20 protein-coding genes are annotated in these 18,991 nt (G+C 71.6%); 11 read left to right on the forward strand and 9 right to left on the reverse strand.

Annotated elements, in window-relative coordinates; all coding sequences use genetic code 11:
- Positions 1–23: 23 nt before the first annotated feature.
- Both SM611_RS36700 and SM611_RS36705 read right to left on the reverse strand, forming a co-directional pair.
- The gene (locus tag SM611_RS36700; RefSeq protein WP_371955019.1) at positions 24–656 is read right to left on the reverse strand and encodes a TetR/AcrR family transcriptional regulator; all 633 of its coding nucleotides are present in this window, start codon (positions 654–656) and stop codon (positions 24–26) included.
- A complete protein-coding gene (locus SM611_RS36705; protein ID WP_371955020.1) occupies positions 649–1,941 on the reverse strand; it encodes an acyl-CoA dehydrogenase family protein in 1,293 nt (430 codons plus the stop codon). The genes SM611_RS36700 and SM611_RS36705 overlap by 8 nt, the downstream gene beginning before the upstream one ends.
- Positions 1,942–2,046: 105 nt before the next feature.
- On the opposite strand from SM611_RS36705, the gene SM611_RS36710 reads away from it, so the two are divergent.
- From SM611_RS36710 to SM611_RS36720, 3 genes are all read left to right on the forward strand, one after another.
- Entirely contained in the window at positions 2,047–3,102 is a 1,056-nt protein-coding gene (locus SM611_RS36710; protein WP_371955021.1) for a phosphotransferase family protein, read from the forward strand.
- Positions 3,099–3,650 (forward strand): GNAT family N-acetyltransferase, encoded by a 552-nt coding sequence (locus SM611_RS36715; protein WP_371955022.1) that lies wholly within the window; start codon positions 3,099–3,101, stop codon positions 3,648–3,650. Before SM611_RS36710 ends, SM611_RS36715 begins: the two co-directional genes overlap by 4 nt.
- A gap of 139 nt (positions 3,651–3,789) precedes the next feature.
- A complete protein-coding gene (locus SM611_RS36720; protein WP_371955023.1) occupies positions 3,790–4,728 on the forward strand; it encodes a TIGR03621 family F420-dependent LLM class oxidoreductase in 939 nt (312 codons plus the stop codon).
- Here SM611_RS36720 and SM611_RS36725 read toward each other — a convergent pair.
- Complete coding sequence (locus SM611_RS36725) at positions 4,725–4,868, reverse strand: hypothetical protein (protein ID WP_371955024.1); 144 nt, start codon at positions 4,866–4,868, stop codon at positions 4,725–4,727. The two genes, SM611_RS36720 and SM611_RS36725, sit on opposite strands and share 4 nt — an antisense overlap.
- Before the next feature lie 6 nt (positions 4,869–4,874).
- Here SM611_RS36725 and SM611_RS36730 point away from each other — a divergent pair, with 6 nt between their 5' ends.
- Positions 4,875–5,165 carry a helix-turn-helix domain-containing protein gene (locus tag SM611_RS36730; RefSeq protein ID WP_371955025.1) on the forward strand — a complete coding sequence of 97 codons (291 nt, stop codon included), beginning with the start codon at positions 4,875–4,877 and terminating at the stop codon, positions 5,163–5,165.
- Positions 5,166–5,314: 149 nt separating this feature from the next.
- Here SM611_RS36730 and SM611_RS36735 read toward each other — a convergent pair whose 3' ends face one another.
- The 3 genes from SM611_RS36735 to SM611_RS36745 form a co-directional block, all read right to left on the reverse strand.
- Positions 5,315–5,989 (reverse strand): RlpA-like double-psi beta-barrel domain-containing protein, encoded by a 675-nt coding sequence (locus tag SM611_RS36735; RefSeq protein ID WP_371955026.1) that lies wholly within the window; start codon positions 5,987–5,989, stop codon positions 5,315–5,317.
- An 809-nt stretch (positions 5,990–6,798) separates the two neighbouring features.
- Positions 6,799–7,350 carry a hypothetical protein gene (locus SM611_RS36740; protein ID WP_371955027.1) on the reverse strand — a complete coding sequence of 184 codons (552 nt, stop codon included), beginning with the start codon at positions 7,348–7,350 and terminating at the stop codon, positions 6,799–6,801.
- Positions 7,351–7,497: 147 nt separating this feature from the next.
- Positions 7,498–7,620, reverse strand: a complete 123-nt coding sequence (locus SM611_RS36745; protein ID WP_371955028.1) for a hypothetical protein — start codon at positions 7,618–7,620, stop codon at positions 7,498–7,500.
- Positions 7,621–7,770: 150 nt separating this feature from the next.
- Here SM611_RS36745 and SM611_RS36750 point away from each other — a divergent pair, with 150 nt between their 5' ends.
- Positions 7,771–8,865, forward strand: coding sequence for a winged helix DNA-binding domain-containing protein (locus tag SM611_RS36750; protein ID WP_371955029.1), 1,095 nt, complete (start codon positions 7,771–7,773; stop codon positions 8,863–8,865).
- Between the two features lie 24 nt (positions 8,866–8,889).
- Here the strand turns inward: SM611_RS36750 and SM611_RS36755 are convergent, their stop codons facing one another.
- Positions 8,890–10,413, reverse strand: coding sequence for a long-chain-fatty-acid--CoA ligase (locus tag SM611_RS36755; protein ID WP_371955030.1), 1,524 nt, complete (start codon positions 10,411–10,413; stop codon positions 8,890–8,892).
- A gap of 268 nt (positions 10,414–10,681) precedes the next feature.
- On the opposite strand from SM611_RS36755, the gene SM611_RS36760 reads away from it, so the two are divergent.
- Positions 10,682–10,942, forward strand: a complete 261-nt coding sequence (locus SM611_RS36760) for a hypothetical protein (RefSeq protein WP_371955031.1) — start codon at positions 10,682–10,684, stop codon at positions 10,940–10,942.
- 140 nt (positions 10,943–11,082) lie between these two features.
- Positions 11,083–12,672, forward strand: coding sequence for a DUF2786 domain-containing protein (locus tag SM611_RS36765; RefSeq protein ID WP_371955032.1), 1,590 nt, complete (start codon positions 11,083–11,085; stop codon positions 12,670–12,672).
- An 84-nt stretch (positions 12,673–12,756) separates the two neighbouring features.
- On the opposite strand, the gene SM611_RS36770 is transcribed toward SM611_RS36765, so the two are convergent.
- The gene (locus tag SM611_RS36770) at positions 12,757–12,969 is read right to left on the reverse strand and encodes a helix-turn-helix domain-containing protein (protein ID WP_067638627.1); all 213 of its coding nucleotides are present in this window, start codon (positions 12,967–12,969) and stop codon (positions 12,757–12,759) included.
- Positions 12,970–13,327: 358 nt separating this feature from the next.
- The gene (locus SM611_RS36775) at positions 13,328–14,230 is read right to left on the reverse strand and encodes a class II glutamine amidotransferase (protein WP_371955033.1); all 903 of its coding nucleotides are present in this window, start codon (positions 14,228–14,230) and stop codon (positions 13,328–13,330) included.
- Positions 14,231–14,411: 181 nt separating this feature from the next.
- Between SM611_RS36775 and SM611_RS36780 the strand changes: the two genes are divergently transcribed.
- The 4 genes from SM611_RS36780 (at position 14,412) to SM611_RS36795 (ending at position 18,875) form a co-directional block, all read left to right on the forward strand.
- Positions 14,412–15,092, forward strand: coding sequence for a cupin domain-containing protein (locus SM611_RS36780; protein WP_371955034.1), 681 nt, complete (start codon positions 14,412–14,414; stop codon positions 15,090–15,092).
- A gap of 23 nt (positions 15,093–15,115) precedes the next feature.
- Positions 15,116–15,352, forward strand: coding sequence for a helix-turn-helix transcriptional regulator (locus SM611_RS36785; protein ID WP_371955035.1), 237 nt, complete (start codon positions 15,116–15,118; stop codon positions 15,350–15,352).
- An 85-nt stretch (positions 15,353–15,437) separates the two neighbouring features.
- A complete protein-coding gene (locus tag SM611_RS36790) occupies positions 15,438–16,397 on the forward strand; it encodes a hypothetical protein (RefSeq protein WP_371955036.1) in 960 nt (319 codons plus the stop codon).
- A gap of 1,233 nt (positions 16,398–17,630) precedes the next feature.
- Entirely contained in the window at positions 17,631–18,875 is a 1,245-nt protein-coding gene (locus tag SM611_RS36795; protein WP_371955037.1) for a hypothetical protein, read from the forward strand.
- Positions 18,876–18,991 lie beyond the last annotated feature (116 nt).

The raw sequence follows: 18,991 nt of genomic DNA on the forward strand, positions 1-18,991 counted from the left end.
CGCGGTCTTGGACGAATGTGACCTCAGCGGCGGGCGGCGTCGCGTTCGGCGGCGAGGCGGCGGGTCTCGGGCGAGACGGGGGCGCCGAGGATCGCGGCGACGACGTCGATCAGGTAGCTGGTGAAGAGGCGGTCGTCGGTGCGGGGGCCCGAGCGGGCGCGCCGCGCCAGCTCGATCGACGCGTACAGGATGGCGGTGAAGCGGCGGTGCAGGCGGGCCGCGTCCTCTTCGAGGAGGGGCTCGACCAGGTCGCGCCAGCGGCACAGGCTGTCGCGGGGGTCGTCCAGGACGGCGACGGGGACGAGGGGGGCCGGGCGGTTCAGCACGTCCGCCCAGATCTGCAGGTAGGCGCGGCCCGACTCGTCGGCGAGGCGGGCCGCCAGCGGGCGGACGAGGGCGGCGGCGAGGGGCCGGACGCCCCGCTCGCCGTCCTCGTAGGCGTCCAGCAGGGCGTGCCGCCGGGCCTCCACGTCGGGGGCGTGCCGGGCGAAGATCGCGCGGAGGATCCCGGCGCGGTCCCCGAAGTGGTACTGGACGGCCGTGGCGTTGCGGGCGCCGGCCTCCTGGAGGATCTCCCGGAGGCTGACGGCGTCCACGCCGCGCGCCGCGTACAGGGACTCGGCGGCATCCAGCAGGCGTCCGCGGGTGTCACTCATCGCCGATCGCGAGCTCCAGGGCCTCGGCGAACCGCTCGCGGGCCGCCTCCCGGCGGGTCGGCAGGTGGCCGGACGGCCACAGTCCCTCGACCGGCTCGACGTCGCGCAGCAGCTGCCGGGCGAGGGTGATCTTGTGGACCTCGGTGGGGCCGTCGGCGATGCCGAGCGCCTCCGCCGCGAGCAGCATGCCCGCGAACGGCATCTCGTTGGACACGCCGAGGGCGCCGTGCAGGTGCAGCGCCCGCTGCGCGACGTCGTGGTAGACCTTCGGCATCGCGGCCTTGACCGCGGCGATGTCCTTGCGGACCTTCTTGTAGTCGCCGTGCTTGTCGATCAGCCAGGCGGTGCGCAGGACGAGCAGCCGGAACTGCTCGATCTCGATCCAGCTGTCGGCGATCTTCTCGCGGGTCATCTGCATCTTGGCGAGCGGCCCGAACCGGGTCTGCCGGGACACGGCCCGCTCCAGCATCATGTCGAACGCCTTGCGGACCTGCGCGATCGTCCGCATGGCGTGGTGGATGCGGCCGCCGCCGAGCCGGGTCTGCGCGATGACGAACGCGCCGCCCTCGTCGCCGAGCAGGTTCTCGGCGGGGACGCGGACGTTCTCGTAGCGCAGGTAGCCGTGCGAGCCCTCGCGCTCGCCGCCGACGCCGACGTTGCGGACGGTGGTCAGGCCAGGCGCGTCGGCGGGCACGATGAACATCGACATGCCCTCGTAGGCGGACACGTCGGGGTTGGTCACGGCCATCACGATCAGGAACGTCGCGTGGCGGGCGTTCGAGGAGAACCACTTCTCGCCGTTGATGACCCAGCCGTCCCCGTCCCGGACGGCGCGCGTGGTGAACAGGGTGGGGTCGGCTCCGCCGTGCGGCTCGGTCATCGAGTAGGACGAGGAGATCTCGCCGTCCAGCAGGGGCCGCAGGTAGCGCTCCTTCTGCCCCGGCGTGCCGAAGTGGGCGATGATCTCCGCGTTGCCGGAGTCGGGCGCCTGGCAGCCGAACACCGACGGCGCCCAGCGGGAGCGTCCGAGGATCTCGTTCAGCAGAGCCAGCTTCACCTGGCCGTATCCCTGGCCGCCGAGGTCGGGGCCGAGGTGGCAGGCCCACAGCCCCTTGTCGCGCACCTGGTCCTGGAGCGGGCGGACGAGCCGCTTGTAGCGGGGGTCGCTCTTGTCGTACGGGTCGCCGAGCACGAGGTCGAGCGGCTCGACCTCGTCCCGGACGAACGCGTCCGCCCAGTCGAGGAGTTCCTGGTAGTCGGGGTCGGTCTCGAAGTCCCAAGCCATCGCGAGCCTCCTGCGTCGTTTCCCCGATAATCGACCCATCTCAGTAAGTAATGCAAGTGCATGACTGTTACCCTCCGGTTGACCTCGCGCCGGAAAGGGACCGCCGTGCAGCCTGAGCAGATCGACCGCGCCCTCGTGGACTTCGACGTCCTGGAAGGGTGGATGGACGGCCGGGGCCTGCCGGGCGGCCCGTTCGAGGACGTCCGGCCGCTGGCGGGCGGCACGCAGAACACGCTGATCCGGTTCCGCCGCGGCGGCCGCGACTACGTGCTGCGGCGCGGGCCGGGCCATCTGCGCGCCCGGACGAACGACGTCCTGCGCCGCGAGGCCCGCATGCTGGCGGCGCTCGACGGCACCGACGTCCCGGCGCCGCGCCTCATCGCGGCGTGCCCGGACGAGTCGGTGATGGGCGGCGCGGTCTTCTACCTGATGACGCCGGTCGACGGCTTCAACGCCTCGGTGACGCTCCCGGAGACGCACGCGAAGCACACGCGGGAGATGGGGCTGAACGCGGCGCGCGCGCTGTCGGCGCTGGGCGCGGTCGACCACGAGGTCGTCGGCCTGGGCGACTTCGGCAAGCCGGACGGGTTCCTGGAGCGGCAGGTGGGCCGCTGGATGTCCGAACTCGACTCCTACGGCGCGCTGGACGGCTACCCGGGCCCCGACATCCCCGGCCTGGACGACGTCGCCCGCTGGCTTGAGGAACGCCGCCCCAGGGTGTGGCGGCCCGGGATCCTGCACGGCGACTACCACCTGGCCAACCTGATGTACTCCTACGACGGCCCCGAGGTCGCCGCGATCGTCGACTGGGAGATGTGCACGATCGGCGATCCGCTGCTGGACCTCGGCTGGCTGCTGGCCACGTGGCCGGACCGCGACGACGAGAGCGCGGCGCTGGCGGGGCCGCTGGGCGAGGCGGGCGGGCTGCCGTCCACCGGCGAGCTGGTCGCGACCTACGCCGAGCGCGCGGACGCCGTCGCCGGGCGTGACCTGTCGTCCATCACCTGGTACGCGGTGCTGGCCTGCTTCAAGCTCGGGATAGTCCTGGAGGGCACGCACGCGCGGGCGTTCGCGGGCAAGGCCCCGAAGGAGACCGGCGACCTGCTGCACTCGATCACCCTCGGGCTGTTCCGCCGCGCGCAGGGCTTCATCGCCTCATGACGGCGATCCGCGGGGGCGGCCCCGCCGACGCGCCGCTGCTGCTCGCCATGCTGGACGGCGCGGTGGCGTGGCTCGCGGCGAACGGCCGGACGGGGCAGTGGGGCGCCGAGCCGTGGTCCGGCGACCCGCGGCGCGTGGAGCGGATCACCGGCATCGCCCGCGACGACGAGATCTGGGTGGCGGAGGTGGACGGCCGGCCCGCCGGGGCGATGGCGGTCGCGCCCCGCCCGCCGTCCTACGTCGACCCGGCCGGCGAGCCGGAGCTGTACATCACGCTGCTGGTGACCGACCGCGCGTTCGCCGGGCTCGGGGTCGGCGGCGCGCTCATCGCGAAGGCGAGGGACGAGGCGCGGGCGAAGGGCGCCGCGCTGCTGCGGGTCGACTGCTACGGCGGCGGCGACGGGCGCCTCGTCGAGTACTACCGGCGCAACGGGTTCGAGCCCGTGGCGGAGTTCCGGGTCGGCGACTGGCCGGGCCGGCTGCTGTCGCAGCGGGTGGAGCCCGTGGTGCTTGAAAATCCGGAGCGCGGGACGCAGCCTGGACAGTGACCGGTGCGAACGGGGCAGTCGGTGACGCCCTTACGCCGCACGGACGGCGACCGAGCCGCTCGCCTCGTTCCGCCGGTCGACGAAGCCCACGTCGGATTCCCGCCAGCGCAGGGGGTCGCGCGCGGGGCACGCTCGGACCATGCCAAGAAGATTCCGTTTCGGTGTGGTGGGCGAGTCGATCCGGTCGGTCGCCGGCCTGGCCGATGCCGCGCGGCGCGCCGAAGCCCTCGGATACGACGTCCTGACGCTCCGGGACCACTTCGTCGCCGAGCCGTTCGGCGACCAGCTCGCCCCGATGCCCGCGCTGGCCTACGCCGCGTCCGCCACGAGCACGCTGCGGCTGGGCACGATGGTCCTCGCCAACGACTACCGCCATCCGGTGATGCTCGCCAAGGAGGCCGCCACCCTCGGCCATCTGTCGGGCGGGCGGTTCGAGCTGGGCGTCGGCGCGGGCTGGCTGCGCGAGGAGTACGAGGCCGCGGGGATGCCGTTCGACGCGGCCGGGACGCGGGTCGGGCGGCTGGAGGAGTCCCTGCTGATCCTGCGGAGCCTCCTCGCGGGCGAGAGGACCGCGTTCGCGGGCGAGCACTACCGGATCGACGGCCTGACGGTGTTCCCGCGCCCCGAACGGCGCCCGCCGCTCGTGGTCGGCGCCGGCAGCCGCCGCATGCTCGGGATCGCCGGCCGGCACGCCGACACCGTCGGCGTCCTCCCCCGCGCCCTCCCCGACGGGACGATCTCCGACGAGGTCGCCGAGCGGCTGCCGGACGCCATCGCCCGCAAGGTCGGCCTCGTCCGGGACGCGGCCGGGGACCGGGACGTCGAGCTGAGCATGATGGTGACGCCCGCGTTCGGCGCCGATCCCCGCCGGACCGCCGCCCGGGTCGCGGCGGCGCGCGGCTGGGGCGCGTCGTCGGCCGATCTCGTCCTGGGCATGCCGTCCCAGTTCGTCGGCCCGCCCGAGCACATCGCCGAGCAGATGCTCGCCCGCCGCGACCGGTACGGCTTCACCTACTACCAGGTCCCGGACGCGTGCATGGAGGAGTTCGCCCCCGTCGTCGCGTTGCTGGCCTCCTAGAGGGGATCGGCGAAGCCGGCGTTCATCGCGAGGCTCAGCTCCGGCGGGACAGGGCGCGGGACGGCGGACGGGGGCGGCCGGTGACGAGGGCCGCCGTCGGCTTCCCGGCCCTTGCCGACCGGCACGATCACGGACACCATCGGGAGATGGACAGTCGTGCCCCGGGCGCGGAGCCGCCGAGATCGGTGCTGGCCCGCGGGCTGAGCCTGCTGGACGCCTTCGGCTCCGCCGACACCGAGCTGACCCTCACCGAGCTGGCCGCCCGCACCGGGCTGCCGAAGCCCACCGCGCACCGCCTGCTGAGCGAGCTGGTGCGGTGGGGCGGCGTCGAGCGGACCGACCGGCTCGCGCCCGCCGTCCGCACCGCGGCGCGCGCGCTGTCGCGGGAGCTGGCCCGCGAGTCGGCCGGAGAGCTGAAAATGGGGATTCCCCGGTGATCTCGCGATACCGGGGAATCCCCGTTCTCCATGCACCGGCAGCCCTGTGCCGGGTCCAGTTGAAACCCCGCGGACGGTCGTGAGCGGCCTCACATTGCTTTCGTGAGCCAATTCACGGGCGGCCGCCGCGCGGCCTCATGCCATTTTGGTCAGGAGCCGAAGGGCTTGGGCGCGCCCTTCTTGCCGGCGCCCTTGCCCCAGGACAGGACCTCCCACTTGACGTTCTTCAGGTGGCCCTCGCCCGTCCCGGCGTTGTACTTGCTCGCCGGCTTCTTGCCGTCCAGCAGGTAGCGGAAGGTGTAGGTGTCGAGGTCGAGCATGACCCCGCGGTGCGAGGGCTCGCCCGGCCCGCGGTCGCCGACGAAGCCGGTGACGGTGCGGCCCTTGTAGGTGACCTTGACCTTGGTGTGCATGGGCCAGCTCGGGCTGGCGAACAGGCCCTTCTGCATCGGCTTGCCGCCGGCGGGGGCGCCGGTGTCGCCGTTCACGCCCGACCCGTCGTCCCAGAAGTAGGACGCGGTGGTCTTGCCGCTGAGCAGGGCGCTGGGGCTCTTCGTCTCACGCTTGCCGTCGGCCTTGCCGTCGGCCTTGCCGCCGGTCCTGGTGCCGTGCTTCGCGCCGGCCTTGGGCTCGCTCTTCGCCACGCCGCCGAGGTCCTGCTTCGGCGGGGCCTTGTGCTCCTGCGCGGCCACGGCCTGCTGCGGCAGGAACTGCTTGTCCGGAGCGGAGTCATCACTGGCCGCTGCGACGCCGGCCACCAGCATGCCCGCGAGGGCCGTTCCGGTGACACCGGTCAGGAGGACGTTGATCGCTCGCTGCTGCATGGATTTCCTTCGTTCGGGGTACAGGGCTGCCGCTCAGCGCCGGTGGCGATACGCCGTTTCCGGGCATGGGAGAGCGGCTCCGAGACTCGGGACTCGGGAGATGCCGCCGCGGGGAAGGACCCGCTTGGAACGATCCACGGGCATGGTGGACCGGGCCCGTGGCGAATCGGCACGACCCGTTCTCGGGCGTGCGTGTACACGGGCTTGGATGAAGCGGAAGGAACGCCTACCGGGGGCTCACGGGCCCGTCACGGTCGCGCGGCCGGTGCATGGTACGGCCGCGGTTCGGCGCGATGATTCCCGCCTGGCGGGCGGGAGGCGACGGCTCTTGCGATCGGCCGGGTCAAGGGCTCCTTGACCCGAACCTGAGCTTGACTATATACGGCAAAACCGTACTTTCGCCAAATCAGGGTTTTCTTTACCTTTGCCCAGGTAGATCGTTTTCTGGAGAACTGGGCCGGAACGCCTTTCCCATCGGGCCTCCGGGCCGTTCGTCCCGCGGAGAACGATCTTTATGTTCTCCCGGTCGCGGCGGGCGCGTGCGCGCCGTACCGTGCCAGGCTCGGGCAAAGGGCCGGGCTCGCTGCGCCTGTGGCGGTCACAGCATCACCACGACAGCGTAAAGAACACCAGGACCCCCACGGGCATTCCAGCCGTCGTCCCAGCGAAGGTAAAGCCTCGTCCGGACAGGCCAGGACGCGGCAGGACGGCGCGCGCGGATGGCGGGGGGCATGCACGGCGCGGCACGACGGGCATGGGACGACGCGGCACGGCGCCAGTGCGCGTGCCGCGGGTGTCCGCTCAGCGGGTCAGTGCGTGGGGTAGACCGTCGGCACCAGCGGCGTCGGGCCCGTCCCGCCGGTGAAGACGGGGGCGCCCGGCTGCGGCGGGACGAACGGGGCCTCGGTGTACGCGGGTGCCGGGTACGCGGGTTCCGGGGAGTACGCGGGTTCCGGAGAGTAGGCGGGCTCCGGGTAGCCGGCCTCGGGGTACACGGGCGCCGGGTAGGCGGGTTCCGCGTAGCGGGGGCCCGGGTAGCCGGGCTCGCCGTACGGGTTGGCCGCCGCCACGATGGGGCCCTGCGCCGCCGGGACGGCCTGGGCCGGGGGCGGCGCGCCGTGGGAGCCGTCGGCCCGCCGGGGCTCGGCTCCGGGAACACCGCCCTGCCCCGCACGGCGCTCGGCCAGCACGGCCATGATCGCGTGGGCGGTCTCGGCGTCCATCTTCAGCAGGACGCTGGGCATCCCGGACTGGTCGACGAACGGGGAGACCGAAGGGGCCGGCAGCTGCGGGAGTGCCGCCCGCATCTCCTCGCGGAGATCCTGGGCCAGCCGCAGCGCCTGTCGGTCACTGTCGCTCAAGTGTGCGTTCATCGCGATCTCCGGGGAGTTCACGTGCGGGGGTCCGGGATCATCCTGCTAGGGATGGCGTGCAGGTGCAAGAGCTGATGCACGTGCATTTCAAGAAATATCACCCCGTAACCCCCGTGCCCGTCGATCGTTCCGGAGTCACTCCATCCCACGCCCGCCGGGCGCCCAGAACGCCTTGACCAGCACGGATCCGCGCGGCCGGCCGCCCTCGCGGACGAGGTGCGCGCGGACCGCCTGCACGGTGCGTGCCTCCCCGGCCACGCAGGCGATTCCCGGCTTTCATCACGCTATATCTCGTCGATGCGTTATCAAGATTCATCGTCGGTCGCGGCGTCGTCCAGGGGCCGGGACGATCACGCACGGATTCCGGCCGGTACCCCGGCCGGCCCCGGTTACCGGCATCCTGGACGCATGGTCGAAACCCTGAGCGTCCGGGCCCTGAACCGGGCCACGCTGGCACGGCAACTGCTGCTCGCGCGAGAGCCGATCCCGGTCCCCGAGGCCGTGGGCCGCCTGTGCGGCATGCAGGCTCAGGAGCCCAAACCGCCGTTCCTCGGGCTGTGGACGCGGCTGGACGGCTTCCAGGCGTCCGACCTGCACGCGGCCCTGCGCGACAGGTCGCTCGTCCGAGCCACGATGATGCGGGCCACGCTGCACCTGATGACGGGCTCCGACTACGCGGCGTTCCGCACGACCATGCAGCCGATGCTGGACGGCGCCCTACGCGTGCTGGGCGACCGCGCCAAGGGCATGGACCTCGAGAAGGTCGTCCCGGCGGCACGCGCGCTCCTCGACGAGGCGCCCCGGACGTTCAACGAAGTGCGTGCGCTGCTGCAGGAGCGGTTCCCGGACGTCAACGACCGCGCCCTCGGCTACGCCGTCCGGCTGTGCGTGCCCCTGGTGATGGTCCCCACAGAAGACAGGTGGGGGTTCCCGCGTGCGGCGCGGTTCACCCTCGCCGGCGGCTGGCTGCAGAGGGAACCGTCGGCCGAGACGGCGGTCGACGAGCTGATGCTCCGGTACCTGGCCGCCTACGGACCGGCGTCCGCCGCCGACGCTCAGACCTGGTCCGGGCTCCCGTCCACCGGCGACGCCTTGGAGCGCTTGCGGCCGTCCCTGCGGGTCTTCGCCGACGACAAGGGCCGGGAGCTGTTCGACCTGCCCGACGCCCCGCGCCCCGGAGAGGGCGCCCCGGCGCCGGCGCGGTTCCTGCCCGAGTTCGACAGCCTCGTCCTGGCGCACGCCGACCGCAGGCGCATCATCGCCGATGACCACCGGCCCTCGCTCACCACCAAGAATCTGCGCGTCCGCGCCGTCTTCCTCTGGGACGGCTTCGCCTGCGGCACCTGGGACACCGAGTACAAGCGCAGGGTCGCCACCTTGCGGATGCGTCCTTTCGAGCCCCTCCCCCAGGCGGCCGTCGACGAGCTGGCCGCCGAAGGGGAGGCGCTCCTGCGTTTCCTGGAACCCGAGGCGAAGGAGACCGCCGTCACCGTCGAGTCCTAGACGGTGACGACCGCTTGCCCCCGCTCACGCGATCGTGCGGCCGAGCCCCTCCCAGTAGGGGGCGCGGAGGTCCTTCTTGAGGATCTTCCCGCTCGGGTTGCGCGGCAGCGCGTCCACGAAGTCGACCGAGCGGGGCCGCTTGAACCCCGCCAGCCGCTCGCGCGCGTGGGCGATGACCTCGTCCTCGGTCAGCTCGGCGCCCGGCGCGAGAACCACGACGGCCTTGACCGTCTCGCCCCAGCGCTCGTCCGGGACGCCGATGACGGCCACGTCCGCGATGGCGGGGTGGGCGGCGAGGACCTCCTCGACCTCGATCGGGTACACGTTCTCCGCACCGGTGACGATCATGTCCTTGATCCGGTCGGTGAGGAACAGGTAGCCCTCGCCGTCGACGTAGCCGGCGTCGCCCGTGCGCAGCCAGCCGTCCCCGGCGAGGAGCCGGGCGGTCTCCTCCGGGCGGTTCCAGTAGCCGGGCGTGTTCTGCGAGGAGCGGATCAGCACCTCGCCGACCTCGCCGGGGGCGCGCTCGGTGCCCCCGCCCGGCTCGACGATCTTCACCTCGACCCAGTCGTAGGGGCGTCCGGCCGAGCGCATCAGATGGGCGCGCGGGCCATCCGGGTCGTGGTCCTCGGGTTCGAGCTGGACGATCGCGCCGGTCGTCTCCGTCATCCCGTAGAGCTGGAAGAGCGGCGCCTTGAACGTGTCGAGGGCGCGGCGCAGCGCCTCCGAGGTGATCGGGGACGCGCCGTAGGTGATCGCGCGCAGCGCCGAGTAGTCGCGCCCCGCCGCGCCCGGCACCTGGCACATGAACTGCAGGACGGCCGGGACGATGAACGCGTTCGTGATCCGCTCCTGCTCGAACGTGTCGACCAGCGCGGCCGGGTCGATGTCCCGCACGAGCACCTGCCGGCAGCCCGCGTACATCCCGGCCAGCGCCCAGCCGGAGCCGCCGATGTGGAACAGCGGCATCGGGACGAGGCTCACCGACGACTCGTCCAGGCCCCAGCGGCGGGCCATCCGCTCGCCCACCGCGAAGTTGGTGTTGCTCAGCTGCACGCCCTTCGGCACCCCGGTGGTACCGGAGGTGTAGAGCTGCACGACGATGTCGTCCGGCTCCCCGACGAAGCCGGGGTCGTCGGCGGGATGCCCGGCCAGCCAGCTCTCGTGCTCGTCGCCGGTCAGGACGACGCGGCCGGGGATCTCGCCCGCGAGGGCCGCGAACTCGGCGTCCAGCACGGTCACCGGCGCTTCCGCGTCCGCGACGATCGCGGCGATCTCGGCGGGCGTCAGCCGCCAGTTGACCGGCGCGGTGACGGCGCCGATCTTCGCCGCCCCGAACAGCAGGTCGAAGAACTCGGGCGCGTTCTTGCCGACGTAGGCGACCCGCGATCCAGGACCGAGCCCCGCCGCCTTCAGCGCCTGCGCCACGCGGCTGGAGCGCTCGTCGAGCTCGGCGTAGCTCACGGTCCGCGCGTCGGTGGTGACGGCCGGCGCCGTCCCCCGATCGCGCGCGTGGTCACGGACGATGGACACGACCCGGTACTCCACCCGACCTCCCGAATCTCGTTCGGTTCTATGTGGGCGACCTTATCGATTCCGGCACGGCCCGCGAAAGTACCCGTCCGCCGACACGTGCGGACATGACGCTGTGAGCGCGGGCGACTTCGAATGGTGATCAATCCGATACCTGGACTGGTTGAAAGATCCATCAAAGGGGCGCAAGCTGTGGCGGATGTCTGGAACGCCCCGCCCGACAGTTCGTTCGTTCGACCGACCGACCCGTTCCTTCCGACCGACCGCCGACAGGACGCGACCAATGTTCGAGATCTGGGAGACGAGCGAGCCGGCCCGGCTCATCAGCGACGCGGGGAGCCTCAAGGTGGCATTGGAGAAGGTCGACACCATGTGCCGGCTCCGCCACGACCAGGCCGTGGCCCACGTCGGAGAGGCCGGCGAGGGCTACCACTTCGAGATCAGGGACCACGACGGCAAGGCCCTCGCACGGCTCAGCTACGTCCCGGACACGTCCCGCGCGTACCAGAGCGTCGTGGTGGACGAGATGCGCGACGGCGCCTGACCCGCCCGCCGAACGAGGCCCCGGCCCGCGCGGTCGGGGCCTCCACGCGCCACCGCGGGTTTCCCGGCCCTGCCGGCCGGAACCAGTGCTCGACTGGCAGGATGCTTCCTGCCCTGTGATGTCGTACGTCGGGAGTGGCGGTGCGGAAGTCGTGGCGGCGCGGTCCCGCGCGGAAGCCCTCACCGCCCCCCGCGGACGCCGCGGACGCCGCCGGCCCGGCGGCCATGGCGGACGCGTTGGTGGCCGAGGCCGTCCGGTCCCTGTCGCTGGGTGACGGCGCGGCGTTTCACCGCCTCGCCGCCGACCTGGCCGGGCGTCCCGGCACACCGCACTGGACGCGCACCGCCGACCGCCGCATCGCCGCGCGGCTGCGGCAGGGCGTCACCACGGCCTGGAACCGCGGCTGGCAGCCCGCCGACATCGTCCGCTTCGCATCCCGCCGCCGCACCTCCCGCCACGCCCGCCTCGCGACGGACGCGATCGCCGGTGAACTGCGCACCTACTCTCCCACCACCGTGGACGGCCAATGGCACGAGCAACTCGCCGCCCTGGATGCCACCATCTGGTGGACGGACGACGACTCCCACCCCGCCGAGTGGTGCCATCACGAACATGTGGACCGCGCCGTCTACATCACCACGGCACTCGAATTGGCCCACCTCCTGGAAACCCTCCCGAAACTCCCACTTCTTGCCCCGCCCCCAGGCACCCTCAACTCCTCCGGCGCCACCCCAGGCTCGTCTGAGACACGCCCGTCCGGCCCAGACTCGTCCAACGCGAGCCGGGCCGACCCAGGCTCGCCCAACCCGGGCCCGTCTGGCTCGGGGCCGTCCAGTCCGGGGCCGTCCAGTCCGGGGCCGTCCAGCCCGGGCTCGTCCGGGAGTAGGTCCTCGCATCGAGGTGGGTCCAGGCAAGGTCGGTCTGACGCGGGCTCAGCCGGGCCGGGCTCGGCCGGGGCCGGGGCGTCCGCTGCGGGTAGGTCCGGCGCGCGGACGGCGCGCGAGAGTACGCGTGACGTGGATCAGCGGGTGCTGGGCAAGGTCAGGGCGCTCCTCGCCAAGGCGGAGTCGACCGAGTTCCCCGAGGAGGCTGAGGCTCTCAGCGCGCGCGCCCAGGAGTTGATGGCGCGGCACAGCATCGACCAGGCGCTCCTGGCCGCAGAGACAGATGACATGGGAGGGCCTGCCGGGAGACGCATCCCGGTGGACAAGCCGTATGACGCACCGAAGGCCGTCCTTCTGACGGTGGTCGCCGACGCGAACCGCTGCCGGGCGGTGTGGCATCGGGATCTGGGGTTCTGCACGGTCGTGGGTTTTCCGGCCGATCTGGGCGGGGTGGAGGTGCTGTTCACATCGCTGCTCGTGCAGGCGACGTCCGCCATGGTGTACGCGGGTCCTCGGCGGGACGCGCGGGGACGGTCACGAACGCGGTCGTTCCGTCACGCCTTCCTCAACGCCTACGCCGCCCGTATCGGGGAACGGCTGCGCGGGGCCGCGGACGAGGCGGCGGACAGGGCCGCCGCGGACGCCGGCGGGAAGGATCTTCTCCCCGTGCTGGCGGCGCGCGACCAGGCCGTCGAGGAGGTCGTCGGCACGATGTTCCCGAACCTCGCCAAGGGGCGGGCCGGTTCTGTCTCCAACCATGAGGGCTGGGTGGCCGGGCGGACGGCCGCCGACCTCGCCAGCTTGAACGGTCGCTCCGAGGTCACCGGGGCGTTCCGCGGTTCGTAGCGCACGGGGTCCCCCCGGGGGGCGAGGGGGACGTCCGGTCATGTGCTGTCTGCTTCCTTGTCTTCCAGTGGTCGCGGGAGCGGGTCAGTCCTTCTTGCGCCGGGTGTTGCCGCCCCGGCCGCGCAACGGCACTCCCGCCTCCTTCAGGACGTTGTAGATGAATCCGTACGACCGGCCGGTCTCGGCGGCCAGGTCCCGGATGCTCTCGCCGGCCGCGTAGCGCGGAGCGAGTTCGGCGGCGAGCTGCGTGCGTTCGGCACCGGTGACCCGGGTGCCCCTCGAAAGTGTTCGAGCCACGGGGACCTCCTGTTCCAAGGCTGGGCGGCGGGGTCCGTCCCCGCAGCTCACAGCAGTGTTGATCTCCCCAACGTACACATTCCCCCTGATTACGCCGTCGATGCCGCGCGAATCACCGCGAATTCGGCCGAAGCTGGTCTTTTCCATGGCGAACGGCGTGTCGCATCTAGACAGACGGGCCCGGGAGTGCCGACGGCCGTCCGTTCCACAGGACCATCGTCCGCGGCGACCCCCGGACCGGAACCCGCCCCCCGGCCACGCCACCGCCTACGCCACGATCGCCGAACCGGACTCACCGGCCGGCCCCGGAACCCGCCATGTGACATGCGTCTCAGAGCGGACCTCCGCAAGGCGCTGGCTAGCCGGCCGAGGTGGCCGGGACGGGCGCGGCCGGGCCAGGGATGATGGCGGTGGAGACGGGGACGGACGCGGTGGGCGCGGTGGTCTGGGACGCGGCTTCGCGGCTGGTCAGGTCCGAGCGGCGCAGCGGATGCCGCAGGGGCTCGAACGGGGAGAGCGATGTTTCGGCGAGGCCGTCGACCACCAGCAGTTCGCCCGGGTCGAGGAGCCGCCAGCCGGGCTGGTCGTCCATCGGCTCGCTGGCGAGGACGACGGCCGGCACGGGAGCCGGGGCCCCGGCGGGACGTCCGGGGCCGGTTGCACCGCCACGGCCCGGCGACAGGACCCAGAGCTCGTTGCTCTCCGGATAGCGCAGGGCCCAGAGCCGTCCAGCCTCGGCGACGAGCAGGTTGAGCGCGAACACCGGCAGTTCGGAGCCGATGCGGCGTACCGCCTCGACGAGCCCGGCGGTCGTGTCCCCACGGCGCCGGATCTCCGCCGTCAGGTAGGCGAACACGAGCTCCGAATCGGTCTCGCCCGAGACGTGGGCCCGCTCGACGTCCGTCAGCCAGGTCCGGAGCGTGTCGAGCCCCTTGACCACGCCGTTGTGGGCGAACAACCGGTCGTTCATCACGAAAGGGTGGCAGTTGTGCACGGTCAGCCCGCCCACGGACGCGTCGCGCACGTGCGACACGAACGTGTGGGAGGGGACGCTGCGGGCGTGCAGGTCGAAGTCGGCATTCGCGAAGGCGGCCAGGGGCGCCCGGTCGCGGACGGGCTCGCCGCCCAGCGAGAACCATCCGAGCCCCGCACCGTGCTGCATCCGGTGACTCTGTGCGCGCAGGCTTCGGGGCGCGTCCAGCAGCCAGTGGTCCGCCCGGACCCGGGGACCGCCGGTGCTCATCCCGAAAAGTCGGCACATATCGTCACCTTCCTGATGATCTTAACTGCGGGTGACGGTGATTTTACCGATCGTCGCGTCCGGCGTCCGGCGAATCAGCCGTGTCCCCGACAGGCAAACCGGAACGTCCGGCAGGGAGAAGACGGCGCCGGACGTGCGCGGTTGACTGCTGCGCAACGGACCGACGCGGTTGGAGGACGCCATGCCGGAGGACGCGACCACCGAGTTCTGGAAGGACCTGGAGCCGATCCAGAACTCGCAGAAGCCGGATGCGCTGCCGGAGGTGTACCTGTCGAAGGTCGCCACCGACGACGACCGCTACTACGTGCCGTTCACCGAGACCGTCGGCTCGCGCCGGCTCTGGATCAACGTCAAGGACAACTCCTGGGCCGACATCCTGCGGGCCACCAGCGCGGGCCTCGTGAACAGGCACTACCACCCCCACGAGGTGTTCGCCTACACCATCTCCGGCAAGCGGGGCTATCTCGAACGCCCGTGGACGGCGACCGCCGGCGACTTCGTCTACGAGGCGCCGGGGGAAGGGCACACGCTCGTCGCCTACGAGAGCGGGCCCTTCACGATGAACATCCTCCGGGGCGAAGCCTTCGGGACGTGTTCGCGGAGCGTTTCCGCTCGCCCGTCTTGCCGGGGCCCGTCCCCCTCGACGCCTCTCGTGTCTCTCCGGCCTCGCGCACGCTCCGGTCACTTCTCCTTGGGCTGGCCCCGGGAAAGGGCCCCGACCAGGCCGACGGGCTGGCCCTTGAGCTTCTCGGACTGCTCGCGGCGGAACGGGCCCGTGACCGTCCGGCCTCCCCCACCCGCCTGCTCCACCTGCTCGTGGCCAAGGACTACATCGACCGGCATCTGCACGACCCGGCGTTGAGCGCCCGAGGTGTGGCGTCCGCCATGGGCATCTCCGTCAGGCACCTCAGCCGCGTCTTCGAGCCCGAGGGCCTCACACCGGCCCGCTACGTCATGGACCGCCGCCTGACGAGGGCGAAGACCGACCTCGCCGACCCGGCATCGTCCCAAGCGACCGTCGCCGAGATCGCGCATCGGTACGGGTTCGCCAGCCAAGCCCACTTCACGCGTGTCTTCGGAGAACGCTTCGGACGCACGCCCGGCGCCGTCCGGCCCCGTTGAGTTATCCCCAGAACGCCGTTCTACTGCTGGGAGTCCGGGCGGCCGCGCATGCTGGCGATGTCCACGTCCCGGAAGGAGCGGCCCGATGGCCACGATCACGTTCTCGGTCCCGGCGACCACGACCTCGCGGTTCGCCGTCGCCTCGGACGGCGTCCCGCACGACCTCGCCGACGTCCTGAACCGGACCGCGTCCGGCCCCTACCACGCCCACCTCGCCGGACGGCTCGGGTCCTCCCAACTGCAGGTCACCCGAGAAGACCTCACGAACCTGCGCTGGGATCCCGGCGCCGTCCGCGCGGCCGGCCCCGAAGAGCGGCGGGCCGCGCTCGCCTTCAACGACGCCTCGGAGTTCGCCGTCGTCTCCGCTTGCGCGCCGATCACCGACCAGCCCCGCGCAGCCCAGGTCGCCCGAGCCGCCGCGCACGCCATCGCCGCGGCCACCGGCGGCATCATGGCCGACCTCGTCACCGGCCACGTCCTGGCCCCGGTCACCGCCGAACGCACCCGCTTCGTCCTCGCCGACCGCTGGCTGGGCGACACCCTGCCGCCGTTCCGCGCCAACGGCCGCTGCACCGCCCCCGACCCGGACCTCGACCCCGAGGGCGTCAACGGCTGCGCCTGCGTCCGCCTGCGCACCCGCGGCCTCCGGCGCTTCGGCCTCCCCGAACTCCAGATCACGGACGTCGCCTGCCCGCACGACCTGGCCGCCCTGAACGTCCTGCGCACCGCGGCCCGTCGCCTCCTGACCGATCACTGGTCCTGGCTCGCCACCGGCCCGGCCGAGCGCACCCGGACGATCCCCGCCGTACTCGACCTCACCCAACGCGACTTCAACGACTTCTGGGGCACCACACGCCGCGTCCGCCTCACCCCGCCGGCCCCTTTCCAGGTCACCCTCTCCCCGCTGACATCACGGCTCCTCACCGTCAGCCAACCTGCCGAATTCGACGGCACGATCAACGACTGGCTCTGGGGCGACACGCTCCCCCTAGGCATGTACGACGTCCTGAAAGCCCCCGCCGACCCCCCACAGGCCGCCGCCTAGCCACCCCTCACCCTGAAGCCGCAGCCCTACCCAGCTGGGAGCACCGCCCCCCTCCTGCACCAGCCCTGCACCGGCACCTGCACCGGCCAGAGGGACCGGGCCGTCCCCGACCGCAGAGAGCCGGCGAGGGCCAAGACGCACGCCGGTCATGACCTTTGATGTCTGACTAACCACTGGCCGCCGCGGCAACGGGCGGCCCCGGGCTCGCCCCCGGTGACGGCGTAGCCAACAGACCAGCCAAGCCAACGGGCTACATCGTGCGGGGACCGGACGACCAAGGTGCTGAACCGGCACTTGGATCTTGCCGCGGACGTGTTCAGTCCGCGCGAGGGTGGATGACGGGTCCGTTCGCCGGCTCCAAGGGCTTGGACGAAATGGTCAGCGCACCCGTCACCACGTAAACGCCCTCGTCGATTCGCCACGACCTCGCCGGATCACCTTTTGCGGAGACGCCATTAAAAATCAAGGGTGCGCATCGCCAGAAGCGATCATCGAGGCGCGTGCAACCTACAGGCGGCAAGAATCCATACGAGTCCACCAAGCGACCATCTCATAAACAGAAATCTCACCAGAAAGCAACCTGCCGGAGAAAGTGAAGCACTAGCGCTCCGGCGAACCATATTTGCGATCTAGCACCTGCGCACAACTGCTGAAGCCGACCACCGGTAGCACCAACCCGCCCCACCTTTAACACCCTACCTTAGACAACGGCGGACGGTTGCAACCAAGACCTCTTTCTCCTCGAAATTCAGGAGAATTTCAGACGTTGTTGAGCTTGCACACCTTTCCGTGCTTGCCGCCCAAATCACCGGCAAGGGCTCGCCGGTCGCGTCCGCGCGAGGCGGAACTCACCCGGCGGGTCGATGACACCGAGTGAGACTTATGGCACCGCGTGGACACCCGCGCATGCCAGGTCGCCGCCGGCGGTCGGAACCGTCCGCTTGCGAGTCACATCTGGGCCGGCCTGCGCGACCGCGCCCCTCCCCCTCTTGAAGCGCGTGACGCTAGGCGAATCCATCCAGTTCGCGCCGCCCCTTCCATGTCGGAATGCCCCCGGTCGGCCACATCACCTTCTTGTTTTTATTTCAGACATACCGCGCATTTCGGCGCTCACTCCGCTGGAGCCGGCGCCGAGGATTGTTCGGTCGAGTGTGAGCAATGTTCAACGCTCCGTAGCCGAATTGACTACGATCAGCATTCTCACGGTGACCGACGCGATCCCCCGGGGCGAAGATGAACCGTTTCCTGGCACATCCCAGGCTGGCCGTCCTGTTCGGCGACTGGCTCCGCTGCACCTGCGGGCTGCTGGGCTGTACCGCGATGGCCGGTGCCATCTCCATCGGTGCCGCGGCGCCCTCGGACGCCGCCGCCCGGCCCGATCCGGGGCACCGCCGGTCCGTGCCGCCGATCTGCCGTCACGCTGTGAGCATCGGCGACTGGTACAGCGCGCACAAGTGCAAGGAGGCATGGCGGTCGATGTACGAGAGGTCTCGCAGAAGGTCGGAACGCGGCCGGGACTTCCCCCGCTGGGCGGACCGACACAGCTGGAATCCCAAGGCACGGCAAAGGCCACCCTCACCCGTACCTCTCGACAGGCCGAGTCCGCGCGCCGCCCTGCCGGATCCGCCGGCCGGCGAGGCTCCGCCCCCCGTTCGGAAGAAGAGGACCACCACCCCTCCCGCCCTCTCCTCCCCGGCACCGGTTCGCACACGTGAGCAGGCAGAGGACGTCGACTCGCGTCCGCCCACACTGCAACCGGTCCTGCTGCTGAGCCTGCTCATCCCCGCCGCGGCGGCGATCTGCTATCCCTTCCGGCACCGGCTCTACGCCGTCGCCACCGCGGGCCTGCCCGCCCTACCCGCCACCGAGGAGGAGACGGTCCCGGCCGGCTTCGGTTACCATCCCGTCCTCGACCCGTTCGCCATCCCTGCCACGGGCCTGTCCGGCCCCGGAGCCGTCTCCACCGCGCGTGTCCTCGCCCTGACCGCCCTCGACGAACACGGCGACAGCTCCCTGCTCGTTATCCCGCGTCCCGACGCCACCGTCCTGTTCGGTCTCGCCGAGGACGAACTGCTCGACGACGACACGGCCGGGCTCTTCATTCCGGGCAACCTCGACGCCGCGCTCGCGTACATCGAGACGGAACTGGCCATCCGCCAGAACAACGGTGTGACCCAGGCACGCCGGCTCCTGCTGGTGGCCGACTGCACCCAGGAGGCCGACCGGATCCAGGCCCTCCTCGCCCGGCATCCGGGCGGCGCCTCCGCGATCCTCCTCGGCCCGTGGACGGGTGATCAGGCCGTGGTCGACGACAACGGGCTGGTCGACGCGTCTCCCGCATTGGCCTCCGCCCTCCCCGACCGCGTCCCGGCGCTGTCGCGGACCGAAGCACGCGATCGTCTCTTGGCCGCCCTGGCACAGCACCGAGAGACGAGGAGGCCCTCGCCCAAGCGCCGCTCATCTTCCCGCCGCCCCTAATGGGAGCTGCCGGGGTTGCTGATCGGGCAGACTCGGTGCCTGGTAGCCGCTGGTGAGTGAGCACTCCCGCCCCCTGGACCTTGGAGTCCTAGGGTCAGATCGTGCCCTCACCGGTG

This window comes from Actinomadura monticuli (assembly GCF_041463655.1).
In the GTDB taxonomy this organism is placed as follows: domain Bacteria; phylum Actinomycetota; class Actinomycetes; order Streptosporangiales; family Streptosporangiaceae; genus Spirillospora; species Spirillospora monticuli.

Coding starts and splice junctions, on each gene's coding strand:
- SM611_RS36700 (WP_371955019.1), bottom strand. CDS start 656: ATGAGTGACACCCGCGGACGCCTGCTGGATGCCGCCGAGTCCCTGTAC.
- SM611_RS36705 (WP_371955020.1), bottom strand. CDS start 1,941: ATGGCTTGGGACTTCGAGACCGACCCCGACTACCAGGAACTCCTCGAC.
- SM611_RS36715 (WP_371955022.1), top strand. CDS start 3,099: ATGACGGCGATCCGCGGGGGCGGCCCCGCCGACGCGCCGCTGCTGCTC.
- SM611_RS36720 (WP_371955023.1), top strand. CDS start 3,790: ATGCCAAGAAGATTCCGTTTCGGTGTGGTGGGCGAGTCGATCCGGTCG.
- SM611_RS36725 (WP_371955024.1), bottom strand. CDS start 4,868: ATGGTGTCCGTGATCGTGCCGGTCGGCAAGGGCCGGGAAGCCGACGGC.
- SM611_RS36730 (WP_371955025.1), top strand. CDS start 4,875: ATGGACAGTCGTGCCCCGGGCGCGGAGCCGCCGAGATCGGTGCTGGCC.
- SM611_RS36735 (WP_371955026.1), bottom strand. CDS start 5,989: ATGCAGCAGCGAGCGATCAACGTCCTCCTGACCGGTGTCACCGGAACG.
- SM611_RS36750 (WP_371955029.1), top strand. CDS start 7,771: ATGGTCGAAACCCTGAGCGTCCGGGCCCTGAACCGGGCCACGCTGGCA.
- SM611_RS36760 (WP_371955031.1), top strand. CDS start 10,682: ATGTTCGAGATCTGGGAGACGAGCGAGCCGGCCCGGCTCATCAGCGAC.
- SM611_RS36775 (WP_371955033.1), bottom strand. CDS start 14,230: ATGTGCCGACTTTTCGGGATGAGCACCGGCGGTCCCCGGGTCCGGGCG.
- SM611_RS36780 (WP_371955034.1), top strand. CDS start 14,412: ATGCCGGAGGACGCGACCACCGAGTTCTGGAAGGACCTGGAGCCGATC.
- SM611_RS36785 (WP_371955035.1), top strand. CDS start 15,116: ATGGGCATCTCCGTCAGGCACCTCAGCCGCGTCTTCGAGCCCGAGGGC.
- SM611_RS36790 (WP_371955036.1), top strand. CDS start 15,438: ATGGCCACGATCACGTTCTCGGTCCCGGCGACCACGACCTCGCGGTTC.
- SM611_RS36795 (WP_371955037.1), top strand. CDS start 17,631: ATGAACCGTTTCCTGGCACATCCCAGGCTGGCCGTCCTGTTCGGCGAC.